Annotated in this window: 13 protein-coding genes, 1 pseudogene and 1 riboswitch; of the genes and pseudogenes, 3 read left to right on the forward strand and 11 right to left on the reverse strand. The window is 70.1% G+C overall.

Annotation, left to right across the window (positions count from 1 at the left end; all coding sequences use genetic code 11):
- Together mfd and TSO352_RS22280 are read right to left on the reverse strand one after the other, a co-directional pair.
- Positions 1-3642, reverse strand: a complete 3642-nt coding sequence (gene mfd, locus TSO352_RS22275) for a transcription-repair coupling factor (protein WP_109109398.1) — start codon at positions 3640-3642, stop codon at positions 1-3.
- Between the two features lie 31 nt (positions 3643-3673).
- Positions 3674-3982, reverse strand: coding sequence for a succinate dehydrogenase assembly factor 2 (locus TSO352_RS22280; RefSeq protein WP_109109399.1), 309 nt, complete (start codon positions 3980-3982; stop codon positions 3674-3676).
- Positions 3983-4232: 250 nt separating this feature from the next.
- On the opposite strand from TSO352_RS22280, the gene sugE reads away from it, so the two are divergent.
- Complete coding sequence (gene sugE / locus TSO352_RS22285; protein ID WP_109109400.1) at positions 4233-4550, forward strand: quaternary ammonium compound efflux SMR transporter SugE; 318 nt, start codon at positions 4233-4235, stop codon at positions 4548-4550.
- Between the two features lie 13 nt (positions 4551-4563).
- On the opposite strand, the gene TSO352_RS22290 is transcribed toward sugE, so the two are convergent.
- The 3 genes from TSO352_RS22290 to TSO352_RS22300 form a co-directional block, all read right to left on the reverse strand.
- Positions 4564-5046, reverse strand: a complete 483-nt coding sequence (locus TSO352_RS22290; protein ID WP_109109401.1) for an SRPBCC family protein — start codon at positions 5044-5046, stop codon at positions 4564-4566.
- 53 nt (positions 5047-5099) lie between these two features.
- Positions 5100-5588, reverse strand: coding sequence for an SRPBCC family protein (locus TSO352_RS22295; protein ID WP_247872309.1), 489 nt, complete (start codon positions 5586-5588; stop codon positions 5100-5102).
- A 77-nt stretch (positions 5589-5665) separates the two neighbouring features.
- Complete coding sequence (locus TSO352_RS22300; protein WP_109109402.1) at positions 5666-6085, reverse strand: OsmC family protein; 420 nt, start codon at positions 6083-6085, stop codon at positions 5666-5668.
- A 164-nt stretch (positions 6086-6249) separates the two neighbouring features.
- Here TSO352_RS22300 and TSO352_RS22305 point away from each other — a divergent pair, with 164 nt between their 5' ends.
- A complete protein-coding gene (locus TSO352_RS22305) occupies positions 6250-7263 on the forward strand; it encodes a cation diffusion facilitator family transporter (protein ID WP_109109403.1) in 1014 nt (337 codons plus the stop codon).
- Between the two features lie 28 nt (positions 7264-7291).
- On the opposite strand, the gene TSO352_RS22310 is transcribed toward TSO352_RS22305, so the two are convergent.
- The 3 genes from TSO352_RS22310 to murJ all read right to left on the reverse strand — a co-directional run bounded on the left by TSO352_RS22310 (position 7292) and on the right by murJ (position 10871).
- Positions 7292-7801, reverse strand: coding sequence for a phasin family protein (locus TSO352_RS22310; protein ID WP_109109404.1), 510 nt, complete (start codon positions 7799-7801; stop codon positions 7292-7294).
- Between the two features lie 84 nt (positions 7802-7885).
- Positions 7886-9094 carry an O-succinylhomoserine sulfhydrylase gene (gene metZ, locus TSO352_RS22315; RefSeq protein WP_109109405.1) on the reverse strand — a complete coding sequence of 403 codons (1209 nt, stop codon included), beginning with the start codon at positions 9092-9094 and terminating at the stop codon, positions 7886-7888.
- 80 nt (positions 9095-9174) lie between these two features.
- A riboswitch (SAM riboswitch) is annotated at positions 9175-9254 on the reverse strand.
- Between the two features lie 24 nt (positions 9255-9278).
- Complete coding sequence (gene murJ / locus TSO352_RS22320; RefSeq protein ID WP_109109406.1) at positions 9279-10871, reverse strand: murein biosynthesis integral membrane protein MurJ; 1593 nt, start codon at positions 10869-10871, stop codon at positions 9279-9281.
- A gap of 279 nt (positions 10872-11150) precedes the next feature.
- Here murJ and TSO352_RS22325 point away from each other — a divergent pair, with 279 nt between their 5' ends.
- Positions 11151-13634, forward strand: a complete 2484-nt coding sequence (locus tag TSO352_RS22325) for an ATP-binding protein (protein ID WP_247872310.1) — start codon at positions 11151-11153, stop codon at positions 13632-13634.
- Between the two features lie 24 nt (positions 13635-13658).
- On the opposite strand, the gene TSO352_RS22330 is transcribed toward TSO352_RS22325, so the two are convergent.
- From TSO352_RS22330 to TSO352_RS34075, 3 genes and pseudogenes are all read right to left on the reverse strand, one after another.
- The gene (locus tag TSO352_RS22330; RefSeq protein WP_109109408.1) at positions 13659-15608 is read right to left on the reverse strand and encodes a PAS domain-containing protein; all 1950 of its coding nucleotides are present in this window, start codon (positions 15606-15608) and stop codon (positions 13659-13661) included.
- 155 nt (positions 15609-15763) lie between these two features.
- Complete coding sequence (locus tag TSO352_RS22335) at positions 15764-16651, reverse strand: VOC family protein (RefSeq protein WP_109109409.1); 888 nt, start codon at positions 16649-16651, stop codon at positions 15764-15766.
- Positions 16652-16749: 98 nt separating this feature from the next.
- Positions 16750-16887: pseudogene (locus TSO352_RS34075) on the reverse strand (electron transfer flavoprotein subunit alpha/FixB family protein); the annotation flags it as partial.

The raw sequence follows: 16887 nt of genomic DNA on the forward strand, positions 1-16887 counted from the left end.
TCAGCGCCGCCCGGTCGGTCGGCCGAAGCGCGACGGCGTGCCGAAGCGCGAGGCGATCTTGGCGCCGGTCGGCTTGGGCGGCGGCGGGGGAGGCGGCGGTGGCGGGGTTTCGCCGCGCGGCACGCCGCCGCCGGACGCCATCTCCGCCATGTCCTTGATCAGCTTCTGGACGCTGCGGACGCGCGCCTGCGGGTCGGGCCATTCCCGGCTGTAGACCAACTTGTGGTCGGGCCTCAGCTTCATCAGCGTCAGATGCTGGGCGATGTAGGTCAGCAGCTTGGCCGGCTCAGCGTAATAATTGTCGTGGAAGGTCAGCACCAGCCCCTTCGGCCCGGCGTCCACCCGCTCGACGTTTGCCTGCTTGCACAGCCGCTTGATGGTGACGACGTCGAGCAGGTTCTCGACCTCCTCCGGCAATTTGCCGAAGCGGTCGATCAGCTCGGCGGCGAAGCCGTCGACCTCCGCCCGGTCGACCAGATCGGCGATGCGGCGGTAGAGCGACAGCCGCACCGTCAGGTCGGGCACGTAGCTCTCGGGGATCAGCACCGGCGTGCCCAGGTTGATCTGCGGCACCCACTCCTGCGCCGCGGCGGCGGCGATGGCGCCCTCCTGCATCGCGGCGCGGGCGTTGGCCACCGCCTCCTCCAGCATCTGCTGGTACAGCTCGACGCCGACCTCGCGCACCTGCCCCGACTGCTCCTCGCCCAGCAGGTTGCCGGCGCCGCGGATGTCCATGTCGTGGCTGGCGAGCTGGAAGCCGGCGCCCAGGCTGTCCAGCGTCTCGATGACGTGCAGGCGCTGCTGGGCGGTGCCGCTCAGCGCCTTGTTGGGCGCGTAGGTCAGGTAGGCGTAGCCGCGCTTCTTCGACCGGCCGACGCGGCCGCGGATCTGGTAGAGCTGGGCCAGCCCGAACAGGTCGGCGCGGTGGACGATCAGCGTGTTGGCGTTGGGGATGTCCAGGCCGCTTTCGATGATGTTGGTCGCCAGCAGCACCTCGAACTTGCCTTCGTCGAAGGCGGTCATCACGTCTTCCAGTTCGCTGGCCGCCATCTGGCCGTGGGCGGTGACGATCTTGACCTCCGGCACCAGATCGCGCACCCGGTCGGCGACCTTCGCCAGATCCTCGACGCGCGGGCAGACGTAGAAGGACTGGCCGCCGCGGTAATGCTCGCGCAGGATCGCTTCGCGGATCACCACCGGGTCGTAGGGCAGCACGAAGGTGCGCACCGCCAGCCGGTCGACCGGCGGGGTGGCGATCAGCGACAGCTCGCGCACGCCGGACAGCGCCATCTGCAGGGTGCGAGGGATCGGCGTGGCGGTCAGCGTCAGGACGTGGATGTCGGCGCGCAGCTCCTTCAGCCGCTCCTTCTGCTTCACGCCGAAATGCTGCTCCTCGTCGACGATGACCATGCCCAGCCGCTTGAAGTCGAGGCCCTTGGCGAGCAGCGCGTGGGTGCCGACGACGATGTCGGCGGTGCCCTCCGCCAGCTCCTTCTTGACCAGGGTCTGTTCGCGGGCAGTGACCATGCGGGAGAGCTGGACCACCCGCACCGGCAGGCCGGCGAAGCGGGTCGAGAAGGTCTTGAAATGCTGGCGCGCCAGCAGGGTGGTCGGCACGACGACGGCGACCTGCTTGCCGCTCATCGCCACCATGAAGGCGGCGCGCAGCGCCACCTCGGTCTTGCCGAAGCCGACGTCGCCGCAGACCAGCCGGTCCATCGGCCGGCCGCTGCCGAGGTCGGTGAAGATATCCTCGATCGCCTTCAGCTGGTCGTCGGTCTCGGGGTAGGGGAAGCGGGCGGCGAACTCCTGATAGACGCCCTCGGGCGTCAGCACCGGGTCGGCCTTCTTCAGCATGCGCTCGGCGGCGATCTTCAGCAGCGCCTCGGCCATGTCCTTCAGCCGCTTCTTGACCCGCGCCTTGCGGCCCTGCCAGCCGGCGCCGCCCAGCTTGTCGAGCTGGACCTGCGAGTCCTCGGAGCCGTAGCGCGACAGCACCTCGATGTTCTCGACCGGGACATACAGCTTGTCGCCGCCCTCATAGACGATGCGCAGGCAGTCGTGCGGCGCCCCGGTGACCTCCAGCGTCTCCAGCCCGTCGTAGCGGCCGATGCCGTGGTCCATGTGGACGACGATGTCGCCCTCGTGCAGGGCCGAATGCTCGGCGATGAAGTTGGCGGCCTTGCGCTTCTTCTTCTGCGGGCGGACCAGGCGGTCGCCCAGTATGTCCTGCTCGGTGATGACGGCGAGGTCGGCCGAGGTGAAGCCATGCTCCATCCCCAGCACGATGGTGCCGATGATGCCGCGGTCGAAGCGGCGGACCTCCTCCATGCTCTCCGCCGGCTCCAGGCCGGGGATGCCGTGGTCGGCCAGCACGTTCGACAGCCGGTCGCGCGACCCGGCGGAATAGCCGGCGATCAGCACCCGGCGCCCTTCGGCGCGCAACGCCCGGATGTGGTCCTTCACCGCGTCGAAGACGTTGACGTCGGGCCGGTTGCGCTCCTCGGCGAAGTCGTGGCCGCGCTTGCCGCCGGCGTCGACCGTGCCCTTGATGCCGGGCGGCGTCGAGAAGACCTGCAACTGCGCCACCGCCCGCTCGCCCAGCAGGGCGTCCCAGGCGACGGTGTCGAGGAACATCGAGGCGACCGGCACCGGCTTGTAGACCGGCGAGCCCGCCCGCTTCTCGATCGTCATCATCGACAGGCGCGAGGCGTGGAAATCGACGATCTGGGCGATGCGGGCGTCGCGCGATTCGGCCGCCTGATGGTCCAGGCTGACGATGCCGCGCGGCAGATAGTCCAGCACCGTGTCCATGCTCTCGTGGAACAGCGGCAGCCAATGCTCCATCCCGCCGTAGGAGCGGCCGGCGGAGATCGCCTCGTACAGCGGGTCGTCGTCGGTCACCGCGCCGAACAGCTCGCGGTAGCCGGAGCGGAAGCGGGCGATCCCCGCCTCGTCCAGGAAGACCTCCGACATCGGCTTCAGCTCGACCCGGTCGCGCTTCTCGGTGGTGCGCTGGGTCATCGGGTCGAAGGCGCGCACCCCCTCCAGCTCGTCGCCGAACAGGTCGAGGCGCAGCGGCTCGTCGCTGCCGGGCGGGAACAGGTCGACGATGCCGCCGCGGATGGCGAACTCGCCCGGCTCGCGCACCGTCTGGGCGCGGGTGTAGCCATTGCCGGCGAGGTAACGCTGCAGCTTCTCCAGGTCGATGCGGTCGCGCAGCTTGGCGGAGAACACGGCGTTCTTGAAGGCGCTGCGCGGCGGCACCTTCTGCACCACCGCGTTGACCGTGGTCAGCACCAGCAGCGGCGCCAGCCCGTCGCGGTTCGCCGCCGCATCGCGCCGGGCGATCAGCCGGGTCAGCGTGTCGATGCGCTTGGCGACGATGCCGCCGTTGGGCGACACGCGGTCGTAGGGCAGGCAGTCCCAGGCCGGGAAGGTCAGAACCTCCAGCGTCGGCGCGAAGAAGGCCAGCGCCTCCGCCAGCAGGGCGGCGCGGGTGTCGTCCAGCGCCACATGCAAGAGGCCGTAGGCACCGGATTTCTGCGCAAGCTCCGCCAGGATGCGGGCGTCGTGACCCTCGGGCGCACCGCCGATCAGAAGGCGGCCGGCGCGTCCGGGCTGGAGATCGAAACTGACCAAGGAGGAATGCCTCGAGGATGCGGGAGGGAACTCAGGAGCCTTGACGTGGGGTGTAGCGGAACGCCGTCAACAGCCGCATCACATCGCTGTCATGTTCCGCCGGCACGCCCTCCCGGCCGGACATCCAGTCGTAGAGGTCGGGATCGCCCAGTTCCAGCAGCGCTTCGAAGCGGTCGAGCATGGCGTGGTCGAAGTCGACGACGTGGGCGTCGGCGAAGCTGCCCATCAGCAAATCCATCTCGCGCGTGCCGCGGTGCCACGCGCGGAAGCGCAGCCGCTTGCGCCGGTTGTCGATCGATTCGGCCTGGTGCTCGGCCGTCGGCGTGCCGTGTTCGGTCATCGGGATCCCAACATCGAAAACCCCCTGCGCCGCCAGTGGCGAAGGGGGGAACCATTCAGGAACCCCATCCTGCACGGGGCCGCCCGGCGATGCAACCTCGACCAGCGGGCCCGACCGCGGCCGCGACCAACGGCTTGACCGGCGGCGGCCCGATGCCATATCTGCGGCGGACCCGGCGGGGACGACCCCGCCACGGATGGGGCAATTCGGGCGGGGACGACCCCGCCGCTCCCGATACGGAGACGCCGCCATGGCGTGGGTCGCGCTTGTTCTCGCCGGTCTGTTCGAAATCGCCTGGGCCGTCGGCCTGAAACACACGGACGGCTTCACCAGAGTGATGCCGAGCCTGCTGACCGGCGGGGCGATGCTGGTCAGCATCCTGCTGCTGGGCTACGCGTTGAAGAGCCTGCCGCTCGGCACCGCCTATGCGGTGTGGACCGGCATCGGCACGGTCGGGACCGCGGCGCTGGGCATGGTCCTGTTCGGCGAGCCGGCGGGGGCCGCGCGCCTGCTGTGCATCGCGGCCATCGCCGGGGGAATCGTCGGGCTGAAGCTGCTGCCGGCGTGACGGCGTCGGCCGTTCAGCGCGGCGCCGACAGGAGCGCCGCCAGCGCGTCGTAGCATTCCGCCACGCCCTTCGTCATGTCGGAGGCGAGCATGGCGTCGCGCGTCGCCCGGTCCGGGTAGCGCAGGGTCAGCGTCAGCAGGGTGCCATCATCCCGTTCCGCCAGCGCCGTGGTCACCTGGACGTCGGCGCCGTCCGGCATGGACTCGCAGCGTTCGCTGTGGACGACGCGGGATGGCCGCTCGACCTCGTGATAGACACCGGCCATGCCGAAGTCGGGCATGCCCGGCACGCGCCAGACGTAGCGGAACCGGCCGCCCGGCATCGGGTCGACCTCGCAGACCGCCAGGGACAAGCCGCGCGGCGTCAGCCAGCGGCGCAGTTGGTCCGGCGACAGCAGGGCGTCGAACACGGCGGTGCGCGGTGCCGGTAGAACACGGGTCATCACGATTTCGCGCTCGTTTGCGGCGTCGGCGGTCAGGGCATCGGTTTTGGTCATGATCGGGGCGTCCTCGGTCCGGATTGGTGATGGCAACTCGCGGCTCCTCGGAATCAAAGCTGCTTGACCAGCGCGGCCAACTGGTCGGTGCAGAGGCCCCAACCCTGGTGGAAGCCCATCTGCTCGTGGGTTTCGCGGTCGGCGACGGTCCAGTGACGGGCCAGCGCGGTGTAGCGGGTGCGGCCGTCGCCGAGATCGTCGAAGGTCAGGATCAGCGTCATGAAGGGCTTGGCCGACGGCTCCCACGCGCTGGTGTAGGCGTCGGTGGAGACCAGGCGGCGGTTCGGCACCACCTCCAGATAGACGCCGGGGCAGGGGATCTCCTGGCCGTCCGGTGCGGTCATGACGATCCGGCTGGCACCGCCGGGGCGGACGTCCATCGCGGCCGAGGCGGTGGTGTAGGGCAGGGGAGCGAACCAGCGCTTCAGCAACTCCGGCTCGGTCCAGGCGCGGTAGAGCTTGTCCGGCGTCGCGTCGATGACGCGGGTCAGGACGAGGTCGCGGTCGGCGGTGGTGGCGGCGGTGTCGGTCATGCTGCACATGGTGTGTGGGTCTCCCTGAGCGTTGCGCCCATAGGACGACCAGGGAGACACCCCGCCGACACCGCCGCGGAAATTTTTTACGGCGCCTCGACGACTTCGAAGTCGTGGGTGATCGTCGCGGTCTGGCCCAGCATGATCGAGGCGGAGCAGTATTTTTCCGCCGACAGGGCGATGGCGCGCTCCACCTTGGCCGGGTCGAGCTTGCGGCCGGTCACGGTGAAGTGGACGTGGATCTTGGTGAAGACCTTCGGGTCGGTGTCGGCCCGCTCCGCCTCGATGGCGGCGACGCAGTCGGTGATCTGCTGGCGGCCCTTTTCCAGGATCATGACCACATCGAAGCAGGTGCAGCCGCCCATGCCGATCAGCAGCATCTCCATCGGGCGGATGCCCGCGTTGCGGCCGCCGGACTCGGGCGCGCCGTCCATCACCACGGCATGGCCGCTGCCGGATTCGCCGACGAACATCTTGCCGTCCACCCAGGTGACGCGCGCCTTCATGACCTTTTTCCTTCGTTCACGGTTGATATCTGCGATCGCGCGAGGCTAGGCGTCGGCGGCGGATGGCGCAAGAGGGGCCGAGGTGGCGCTGTCGTCTTGCCACGCCGGTCCGGTCCGGCCAGACTTCCGCCGCACCGCAGCATCCGACCACGGGACCCCCGACCATGTCGCAAGGCGACCACACGCACGGCGATCAAAAGCACGGTGATCACAGACACGGTGACCACCCACACGGTGACCACCCACACGATGATCACGCGCATGGCGGCCACACCCATGGCGGCGCCGGCGGGCATCATCATGGGCCGGTCCGCTACGACCGTTCCTTCGCGCTGGGGGCGCTGCTCAACATCGGCTTCGTCGCGGTGGAGACGGTCTATGGCCTGATCGCCAACTCCACCGCGCTGCTGGCCGACGCCGGGCACAATCTCAGCGACGTGATGGGGCTGCTGCTCGCCTGGGGGGCGGCGTGGCTGGGACGGCGGCTGCCGAAGGGGCGCTACACCTACGGCTTCGGCAACGCCTCGGTCCTGGCGTCGCTGCTGAATGCGATGATCCTGCTGGTCGCCGTCGGGGCGATCCTGCTGGAGGCGGCGCGGCGGCTGGCAACGCCGGAGCCGGTGGCCGAAACCACGGTGATGGTGGTGGCGCTGGTCGGGATCGTCATCAACGCCTGGACCGCGTGGCTGTTCGTCGGCGGGCAGAAGCAGGACATCAACCTGCGCGGCGCCTACCTGCACATGGCCGCCGACGCCGCGGTGTCGGTCGGGGTGGTCGTGGCGGCGCTGGCGATCCGCGTCACCGGCTGGACATGGCTGGACCCGGTGACCAGCATCGCCATCGCCCTGGTCATCGTTGCCGGCACCTGGGGCCTGCTGCGCGATTCGGCGCGGCTGGCGATGGACGCGGTGCCCGACGGCATCGACCGCGAGGGGGTGGAGCGCTACCTGAGCGGCCTGCCCGGCGTCGTCGCCGTCCACGACCTGCACATCTGGCCGATCAGCACGACGGAGACGGCGCTGACCGCCCACCTCGTCCGCCCCGGCCTGGAGCAGGACGACCAACTGCTGCAGGGCATCGCGACCGTCCTGAAGGACCGGTTCGGCATCGGCCACGCCACCGTCCAGGTGGAGCATGACGGCCGTTGCTGCCGCCTCGCCCCCGCGGACGTGGTGTGAGGCCCGCGCCCTGCCGCGTCCCCGGGGCTCAGCCGCGGGACAGGCGGCGGGCGTTCGCCCGCACCTTGCGGTAGGCCGGGTTCAGGCCCGCGGCGGTCAGGGCGGCGGTCGCCTCGACCAGCCGAAGGCTGGCGTGGATGCCGGCGTCCATCGCGTCGGCCAGCAGGCGCTGCTGCACGTCGACGATTTCCATCGGGTTGCGGCAGCTGGCGAGGCCGCCGACGGTGACCGCCGCCGCTTCGGTCTGCTTGGTCACCATGGTCACCCAGGCGGCGCCGAACTCGCTGATGCCGGTGGCGACGGCGTGGAACGCCTCCACCGCCGCTTCGATTTTCTCGGATCCCATGCGGATGAATTCGGGGTTGGCGAAGTCGATCGGATTGGACAGCGCCGCCGTCATCATCGCGGTGCGGTAACCGATGGTCTGTGCCGCGGCAACACCCATTTCGCCGCTGCGCAGGCTGGTCTTGGCGAGCTGATCCGCCACCGCGCTCAGACGTTCCACGGGGTGGCCATTGCCGGCGGTGTCTTGTGCCATTCGCTTCGCCTCGCTTGAAATCGTTGCCGGAACCTTGCTGCTGCCGTTAACGCTGCACTGCAGCATAAGGTTCCGGCACGATCTTTACGCCTCGGCGAGCGCGCGGTCGAGATCTTCCATGATGTCCTGCGGGTCTTCGAGACCAACGGACAGGCGCAGCAGGCCCGGTTCGATGCGGGCGGCCCGCTTTTCCTCGTCGGTCAGCTTCGAATGGGTGGTGGTCGCCGGGTGGGTGATCAGGCTCTTCGAGTCACCCAGATTGTTGGAGATCATCACCATGCGCAGGCCATTCAGCGCGTTGAACGCCTCGGCCTTGCCGCCCTTCAGGAAGATCGACAGCATGTTGCCGCCGCCGCTCATCTGCTTGCGCACCAGATCATAGCTCGGGTGGCTGGGCAGCATCGGGTACAGCACCTGGGCCACCTTCGGGTGGGTTTCCAGGAACTGGGCGACCTGCGCCGCCGCCGCCGACTGCGCCTGGACCCGCAGCTCCAGCGTCTCCAGCCCCTTCAGCAGCAGCCAGGCGTTGAACGGCGCGATGGTCGGGCCGGTGTTGCGCAGGAACGGGTGGATGACCTCCGACCCGTACTTCTTGTCCTTGGTCAGGATGACGCCGCCCAGACAGCGACCCTGGCCGTCGATGTGCTTGGTCGCCGAATAGATGATGACGTCGGCGCCGAAATCGAACGGGCGTTGCAGCACCGGCGTGGCGAAGGCGTTGTCGACGACGACGATGGCCCCGGCCTTGTGGGCGAGGTCGCTCACCGCCTGAAGGTCGACGACCTCCAGCCCCGGGTTCGACGGGGTCTCGATGAAGACCGCCTTGGTCGGCTTCGACAGCGCCTCTTCCCATTCCGCCAGGTTGGAGCCGTCGACGAACACCGGCTCGATGCCGTAGCGCGGGCACAGCTCCTTGACGATCCAGGTGCAGGAGATGAAGAGGGCGCGCGGCGCGACGATGCGGTCGCCGGCGCGCAGGCCGCTCATCAGCGCGCCATGCACGGCGGCCATGCCGCTGGCGGTGGCGTAAGCCCACTCCGCGCCCTCATACTCGGCCAGCCGGTCCTCGAACATGGCGGTGGTCGGGTTGCGGAAGCGCGAATAGACGTGGCGCGTGCCGTCGTTGGCGAAGGCATTCTCCGCCTCCTCCGCCGAGCCGTAGACGAAGCCGGAGGTCTGGTACAGCGCCTCGCAGGTTTCGTCGAAGGACGACCGGCGGATGCCGCCATGGACCAGCTTGGAGCGGGGGCGCAGCCCCGCGACGTTCGGATTGCGATGATCGGTGCGCGACATTCCGCGACTCTCCCCTCGATGCCGCCGGTGGGGCGAGGCCGGCCGAAAACAAAAAAAGCCCCGACCGATCGGGTCGAGGCGCGGACGCGGCTCGGACCTTTTTAGCGGATTGTTTTACGTGGCCCGCAAGCCGGTCGACCAAATCACCACGTAGGGTCGCTTGTACGACTGCCTATGACCGCCGTCAAGGGGGTGGACTCGCAACCGGCTCCGCTCCCCCGGCGGGAGAGGTGGCCTTGGTCAGCATCGCCTTCAGATCGCCCAGGCGCGCGCCGCCCGCCGCCACCGCCAGCGCGCCGAAGACCGCGCCGCCGCCGGCCACCAGCAGCGCCAGCGCGGCGAAGCGCACCACCGTCGACGGCGCCTCCAGCCAGGCCGCCAGCAGCCGGTCGCCCAGCAGCAGCGCCACGCCCATCCCGATCGCCGCCGCGGCGATGCGCGGCGCCCGCTGCTTCAGCCGGTCGTCCAGGTCGAACAGCCCGCGCCGGCGCATCGCCGCCACCAGCAGCCCGACGTCCAGCCACGCGGTCAACCCGGTCGACAGCGCGATGCCGACATGGCCCAGCACCGGCATCAGCGCCAGCGCCAGCACGGCGGTCGCCACCGTCACGATGACGGCGACCCGCACCGGCGTCACGGTGTCGTGCCGGGCGAAGAAGGCGGCGTTCAGCGACTTCACGATCACATAGGCGGGGATGCCGATGGCGTAGGCGGCCAGCGCCAGCGCCGTGGCGTGCGCCTCCGCCGGACCGAAGGCGCCGCGCTGGAACAGCACGCCGACGATGGGCTCCCCCGCCACGCCCAGCGCGACCGCGGCGGGAAGACCGAGCAGCAAACTGAACTCCAGCGCGCGGCTCAGGTAATGGCGGACCATCCGCTCGTCGCCGGCGGCGGCGAAGCGGGCCAGCACCGGCAGCAGCGCGGTGCCGATGGCGATGCCGATGACGCCCAGCGGCATCTGGTTCAGCCGGTCGGCGTAATAGAGAAAGGACACCGACCCCGACGGCAGCAGCGACGCCAGCACGATGTTGAGGAACAGGTTGATCTGCATGACGCCGGCCCCCAGCGCCCCCGGCCCGACCAGCCGGAACAGCCGCCGCATCCCCTCGGTCAGCCGCGGCCGCCGCAGCCGCAGCACCACGCCGGCGTTGCGGCAGGCCCAGGCCATCCAGCCGACCTGCACCACCCCCGACAGCGTCACCGCCGCCGCCATCGCCCGCCCCGGCTCCAGCCCAAGCCGGGGCGCGACCAGCAGGGCGGCGACCAGCGTCAGGTTGAAGGCGATGGGGGCGGCGGCGAAGGGGCCGAAACGGTCTAGCGCGTTCAGCACGCCGCCCAGCAGCGCCACCAGCGAGATCAGCGCCAGATAGGGAAAGGTCAGCCGCGCCATGTCGACCGCCAGCGCGAACTTCGCCGGCTCGTCGGAAAAGCCGGGGGCGAGGCCGTGCATCAGCCAGGGCATCGCGACGATGGCAGCCAGCGTGAAGGGCAGCAGCAACGCCAGCAGCATCGCCAGCGCCTCCTCCGCGAAACGGACGGCGGCGGCGTGGCCACGGGTTTGCAGCTCCGCGGCGAACAGCGGCACGAAGGCGACGCCGAAGGCACCCTCCGCGAACAGGCGGCGGAACAGGTTGGGCAGCTTCAGCGCGACGAAGAAGGCATCGGCCACCGGCCCGGCCCCCAGGACGGCGGCGGTCAAAATGTCGCGTGCGAAGCCGGCCAGCCGGCTCAGCAGGGTCAGGCCGCCGACGGTGGCGATGGCGCGGGCAAAGCTCATCCCCGCGGTATAGCGGGCGACGGGACCGGCGGAAAGCCGGCTTTTCAGCCGTGCCGGCCGGGCGGGGTACCGCTCCGCAAGGGGGCAGGCGCCGTTTGGGCGACGCGGTTCGCGCAAAATGTACGCATGGGTGGAGCAACTTTGTTGCGGCTCCACCTTGCCGGTTACGGCGTTGCGTCGGCATCCCCGTTGCTGCATTCTTGCGTCCACACGGCCGTCCCCCGGCTCGCGCTGGCGCCGGATCGGGGTAGCGGACCATCCACTGGGTTCGGGGACGATGTGAGGCGGGCGCTCTGGCTTTTTTCCGGCTTCGGCGGACGCCTGGTCCTGCCGGCATTGGCGGTGGCGCTGGCGATCGCCGCGTTGTGGTGGATTCTGCTCGACCGTCTCCAGAGGGAAGAGCGGCTGCTCGACCTTACCGCCCATGAGAAGACCGCCGTCGTCGCCCGCCTGGTGGAGGAGCATGCGGCCGCCACCTTCCGCCGGGTCGACGACCTGCTGCTCGACCTGATCGCCAACACCGAGCGCAACCGGTCGATGCGTCTCGATTCCCGCCGGGCCTTCGAAGAGGGGCTGGTGGTGGGCGTGCGCGTCTACGACGCCGGTGGGTTGATGACGATGGGCGCGGGGCGCGCCACCTTCCAGGGCTCGATCACCGACCGCGACGAGTTCCGCGTCGCCCACGACACCGCCCCGCGCGGGCTGGTGGTCGGCATTCCCTACGCCTCGTCGGAGACGCACGACCTGATGATCCCGGTGGCGCGGCGGCTGGAAATGGCGGACGGCACCTTCGCCGGCATCGCCGTCGCCGACATCCCGGTCGAATCCTTCGTGCGCCATTACCGGGTGCTCGGTCTGCCGGGCGACGCGTCGACGACGCTGCTGCGCAGCGACGGGACGATCCTGGCCCGCAGCGCCGGCACGTCCTCCTCGCCCTCCGCCGCCGGGCTCGGCGTGGTCAGCGGCGACTTGTGGCAGGCGCTGCGCCAGCATCCGATCGGCCATCGGCGCATCGTCAGCCCGATCGACGGGGTGGAGCGGATCATGGCCTACCGCACCGCCCCCGATTACCCGGTGGTGGCGATCGTCGGCGAATCGGTGGAGACGGTGTTCGGCCCCTGGCGCGACAACGCCCGCCTCTACATCGGTTGGGCCGTCGCCACCACGGTGGTGATCCTGCTGTTCGTCATCGCCTTCATCGTGGAACTGCAATGGCGCCGGCACACCGACCGGGCGCTGCGCGTCCGCAACCGGGCGCTGGCCTGGAGCAACGACGGCATCATGATCGCCGACGCCACCCGGCCCGGCATGCCGATCGTCTACGTCAACCCGGCGCTGGAAGAGCTGCTGGGCGCGCCGACCGCCGCCCTGATGGACAGCGGCGCCCTGACCGCGCTGGAACGGGCGGCGAGCGACCGCTCGGCCCTGCAGCCGCTGCGTGACGCCATCGTCATCGGCAGCGACGCGCGGGTCGAGCTGGGCCGGCCCGGCGACGGGCCGGAGCCGGCGCGCTGCCTGGAACTGAGCGCGTCGCCGGTGCGCGACAATGACGGCCGGCTGGTCAGCCTGATCGCCATCGTCCGCGACATCTCCGAACACAAGCGGGCCCAGCAGGCGCTGACCGACGCGCGGCGGGAGGCCGACCGCGCCAACGTCGCCAAGTCCAAGTTCCTGGCCGCCGCCAGCCACGATCTGCGCCAGCCGGTGCAGTCGCTGATGCTGCTGATGGAGGTGCTGTCGAGCCGGGTCAGCGACGGGATGAGCCGCAACGTGCTGGGCACCATGGACCGGGCGCTGAGTGCCCTGAAGATGCTGCTCGACGGGCTGCTCGACGTCTCCCGGCTGGAGGCCGGGGCGATCGTCCCGGAACTGGCGGACTTCCCGCTGTCCGAGGTGATGGAGCGCGTCGCCGCCAACAGCCGGTCGGTCGCCATCCAGAAGGGGCTGCTGCTCCACATCGTGCCGTCCCGCGCCCATGTGCACAGCGACCCGATGCTGCTGGGCCGCATCCTGCAGAACCTGGTGGAGAACGCGCTGCGCTACACCGACAAGGGGCGCATCCTGATCGGCTGCCGCCGCCGTGGCGGCACCCTGCGGATCGAGGTGTGGGACACCGGCATCGGCATCCCGGATGACCAGCAGGAGGACATCTTCCAGGAGTTCGTCCAGGTCGGCAACGCCAGCCGCAACCGCGACCAGGGGCTGGGGCTGGGGCTGGCGGTGGTGCGGCGGCTGTCGGTGATGCTCGGCCACCGGGTGACGGTGCGCTCGATCCCCGGACAGGGATCGGTCTTCGCGGTCGAGGTGCCGCTCGCCGCGACGCCGACGCCGGTGGTGGGCGCGACGCCGGCCGCGCCGCGTCCGGTTTTCGCCACCACGGTCCTGGTGATCGAAGACGACGAGATCGTCCGTGAGGGGCTGCGCGCCATGCTGGCCGAATGGGGCTACACCGTGCTGGCCGCCGAAGGCTGCGCCGAGGCGCTCGACCTCGCCAACCGCGGCCCGACGCCGGATCTGATCGTCGCCGACTACCGGCTGCGCGACGGCCGCACCGGGACGGAGGCGATCCGCGAGGTGCGGCTGGCGCTGGGCCGCATCCTGCCGGGCATCCTGGTGACCGGCGACACCGCCCCCGCCCGCCTGCAGGAGGCGGAAACCGGCAACTTCCGCGTCATGCACAAGCCGGTGATCGCCGCCGACCTGCGCCGCGCCGTCGCCGACGCCCTGGAGCCGCTGCGCCGCGAACGCCAGACCGTGGCGTGAGACGGGACGCGGTTCAGTCCGGCTTCAGTCCAGCGTCGGGGCCTGACGGGGCAGCCGCAGGGTGAAGACCGCGCCCTCGCCGGGGGTGTTGCGCACGCTGAGATGGCCACCCAGCGTCTGGGTCGCCAGATTGTAGGCGATGTGCAACCCCAGCCCGACGCAGCCGGCGTGGCGGGCGGTGGTGAAGAACGGGTCGAAGATCTTCGGCAGGTCAGCCTCCAGCATGCCCTGGCCGTCGTCGGCGTGCACCACCTCGATCCAGTCGTCGCCGTCGGCGTGGATGTCGATGGTGATCTCGCCGCTCTGCTCCGGCCGGAAGGCGTGCATCAGCGCGTTGCGCACCAGATGGGTCAGCACGCGGGCGAAGGCGCCGGGGAAGCTTTCCAGTTGCAGCGCCTCGGGGCAGGTCAGCGTCACCCGGTGGCCGGAAGAGCCGATCTGCGTGTGCAGGCTCAGCAGCACATCCTCGGTGTATTCGCGCAGGTAGAAGGTGCGGCGCTCGTCGCCGGTCTGGTCGGCGGCGACCTGCTTGAACATGTGGACCAGGGCGGCGATCCGCTCGGTGTTGCCGACCAGCAGTTGCCCCGCCTCCTGCGCCACCTCCAGGAAGCCGGCGAGCGCGGAGCGGGTGAGCGCGTTGGCGGAGAACTGGCGCTTCACGTCCTCCGCCCGGCTCAACAGGTGCGACGCGGTGGTCAGCGCCACGCCGACCGGCCCGTTCACCTCGTGCGCCACCCCGGCGACGAGCTGGCCGAGCGAGGCCATCTTCTCGGTCTGGACCAGGCTGTCCTGGGCGGCCTGCAACTCGCGATAGGCGCTCTCCACCCGCTCCTTGGCGGTGCGCAGGGCATCGGCCGCCCGCGCCCGTTCCGAGGTGTCGAGCATCACGCCGAACAGGTGGGTCAACCGCCCGTCCAGATCGAAGCGCGGCGCGCAGGAGGAGGAGACGTAGCGCACCTCCCCCGCCGGGTCGATCACCCGGTATTCGACATAGACCCGCCGGGAATTGCCGATCACGCTTTCCAGCATGTTGCCGAAGGACATCCGGTCGTCCGGGTGCAGGATGCCCAGCAGATTGTCGAAGGTCGGGGCGAAGCGGTCGGGGTCCTGGCCGTAGATGTCGAAGGCTTCCCGGTTCCACACCAGCGCGCCGCTGTGGATGCCGTATTCCCAATAGCCGAGATGGCCGGTGCGGTAGGCCTCCTCCAGCCGTTGCTTGGCGGCTTCCAGCTGGGCCGCCGCCTCCGCCCGCTCGGTGGTGTCCATCATCACGCCGAAGACGTGGGTCAGCCGCCCATCCGCGTCCAGCCGCGGCGCGCAGGAGGAGGAGACGTAGCGGACCCGCCCGTCCTCGTCATGGACGCGGTATTCGACATAGACGCGCGCCGGGTTGTCGACGACGCTTTCCAGCATGTTGCCGAAGCCGTGCCGGTCGTCGGGGTGCAGGATGGCCAACAGGGTGTCGAAGCTGGGCGCGAAGCGGTCCCGGCCATGGCCCAGCACGGCGAAGGCGGCGTCGTTCAACACCAGCGCGCCCGACAGGATGCCGTATTCCCAATAGCCGAGCTTGGCGGTCTGGTAGGCCTCCTCCAGCTTTTCGGTCGCCAGTTCCAGCCCACGCGCGGTTTGCCGCTGGTCGGTCACATCCTCCACCGTCGCCACCCAGGGCGGGCCGCCGACCCGGATCATCACGTCGCGCGGACCGCCGTCGCCGTGCGCCAGACGCGCCTCCCGCGCGGTGCCGGGCGGCGTCTGCACCAGATCGCGGACGAGGTCCGCCGACAGGGAGTCGGTGCCGCCGTAGAGATCGAGGAAAGCGCGGTTGCCGAGCAGCCGGCCGCTGGCGTCGCGGGTCAGGGCCGGGACGGGCAGGGCGTCGAACAGCGCCCCCGCGGCATCGGTGGCAGCAGGAGGGGTCGGGATCTCCGAACCCGGTGCCCCCACCGCGCCCACCGTCTCGCCCGTTGCCGCCATGATCGTCTCCGCACAAGCTCCCTCACCGGGTGCCACTGCCGGGGCAGAGTACACAAGCAATCCTGGCGGTCATACGGTGAATTCGACGCGAATTGTCGCTGAGTCCATGACCGGATCGACACAGGCGGACGCTGGTCGCCAGGGCAGGATCAGCGTCAGGGAATCAGGGCGTTCAGGTCGAAGTCCTGGGCGAAGGCGATCATCGCGCCGGCGGCGTTGGGCGAGTTCACCCGCAGGACGCCGCCGCCGACCACGGTCGGGAACTTGCTCTTCTGCAAGGCCTGCTGCGTCTTCTCCAGGTCGGCGACGCGGACCACGAAGCCGGCGAAGAAGGGGCGGGGGGTGGCGAAGGCGGGGTCGCTGGTCCAGGCCCAATGCAGCCGGTCGGGCGTGGCGACCAGGACCGGCACCTGTCCGTCGCCGGTGCCGGCGGGCTGGACCATGCGGGCGGCGCCACGGTCGACCACCGTCCCGCCGAGCAGCCGGGCGTAGACGCCGGCCACCGCGTCGGGATCGTCGGCGGCGATCACCAGCGCCTCCAGCCCGGTGGCGCTGTTGGGGTGTTCCAGGCTGTCCTTGCGCCACACCACGTCCGGCGTGTGGTGCTGGCACAGGAAGACGCGGCCGGCCGGGGTGGCGGCCGGATCGATCTGGGTGATGGAGAAGCGGGCGTCGCGCGTGCCCTCCGGCAGCTCGACCGGGCGGCCGAAGTCCAGCGTCTCGGCGGCGGGGAAGCCGGCGGCGGCCAGGCCGTCGCGCGCGGCGCGGGCGTCGGCGGTCTTCAGTGCGATGGCGGCGATGCCCTCGCGTTTCAGCAGGAAATCGGCGTAATGGGCGTTGACCGGCCGCTTCTCCTCGATGCCCAGCAGTTCCAGATAGGTGCCGGTCGGGAACATCACGGTGTGGTTGGCCGACTTCAGCTCCGCATGATGGCCGCGCGGCGTCACGGTGAAGCCAAGCCGGCTGTAGGTGTCGCGCGCCGCGCCGAGGTCGCGGGTCGCGATGACCAGATGGTCCAGTCCGGTGATTCCGTCGATGCTCATGGCCGTCCTGCCGCTGTCGGTGTGTCGGTGTTCCCGTCCGCCAGCGATAGAACAGCCGGCCCGTTCCGGCAAGGGGCAACGGGCCGGCGGTTTCCCGGTCACAGCGCCTGCTGCAACTCCGGCAGGGCCTTGAACAGGTCGGCGACGAGGCCGTAGTCGGCGATCTGGAAGATCGGCGCCTCCTCGTCCTTGTTGATGGCGACGATGATCTTGCTGTCCTTCATGCCGGCGAGATG

Source organism: Azospirillum sp. TSO35-2 (genome assembly GCF_003116095.1).
Taxonomy (GTDB): domain Bacteria; phylum Pseudomonadota; class Alphaproteobacteria; order Azospirillales; family Azospirillaceae; genus Azospirillum.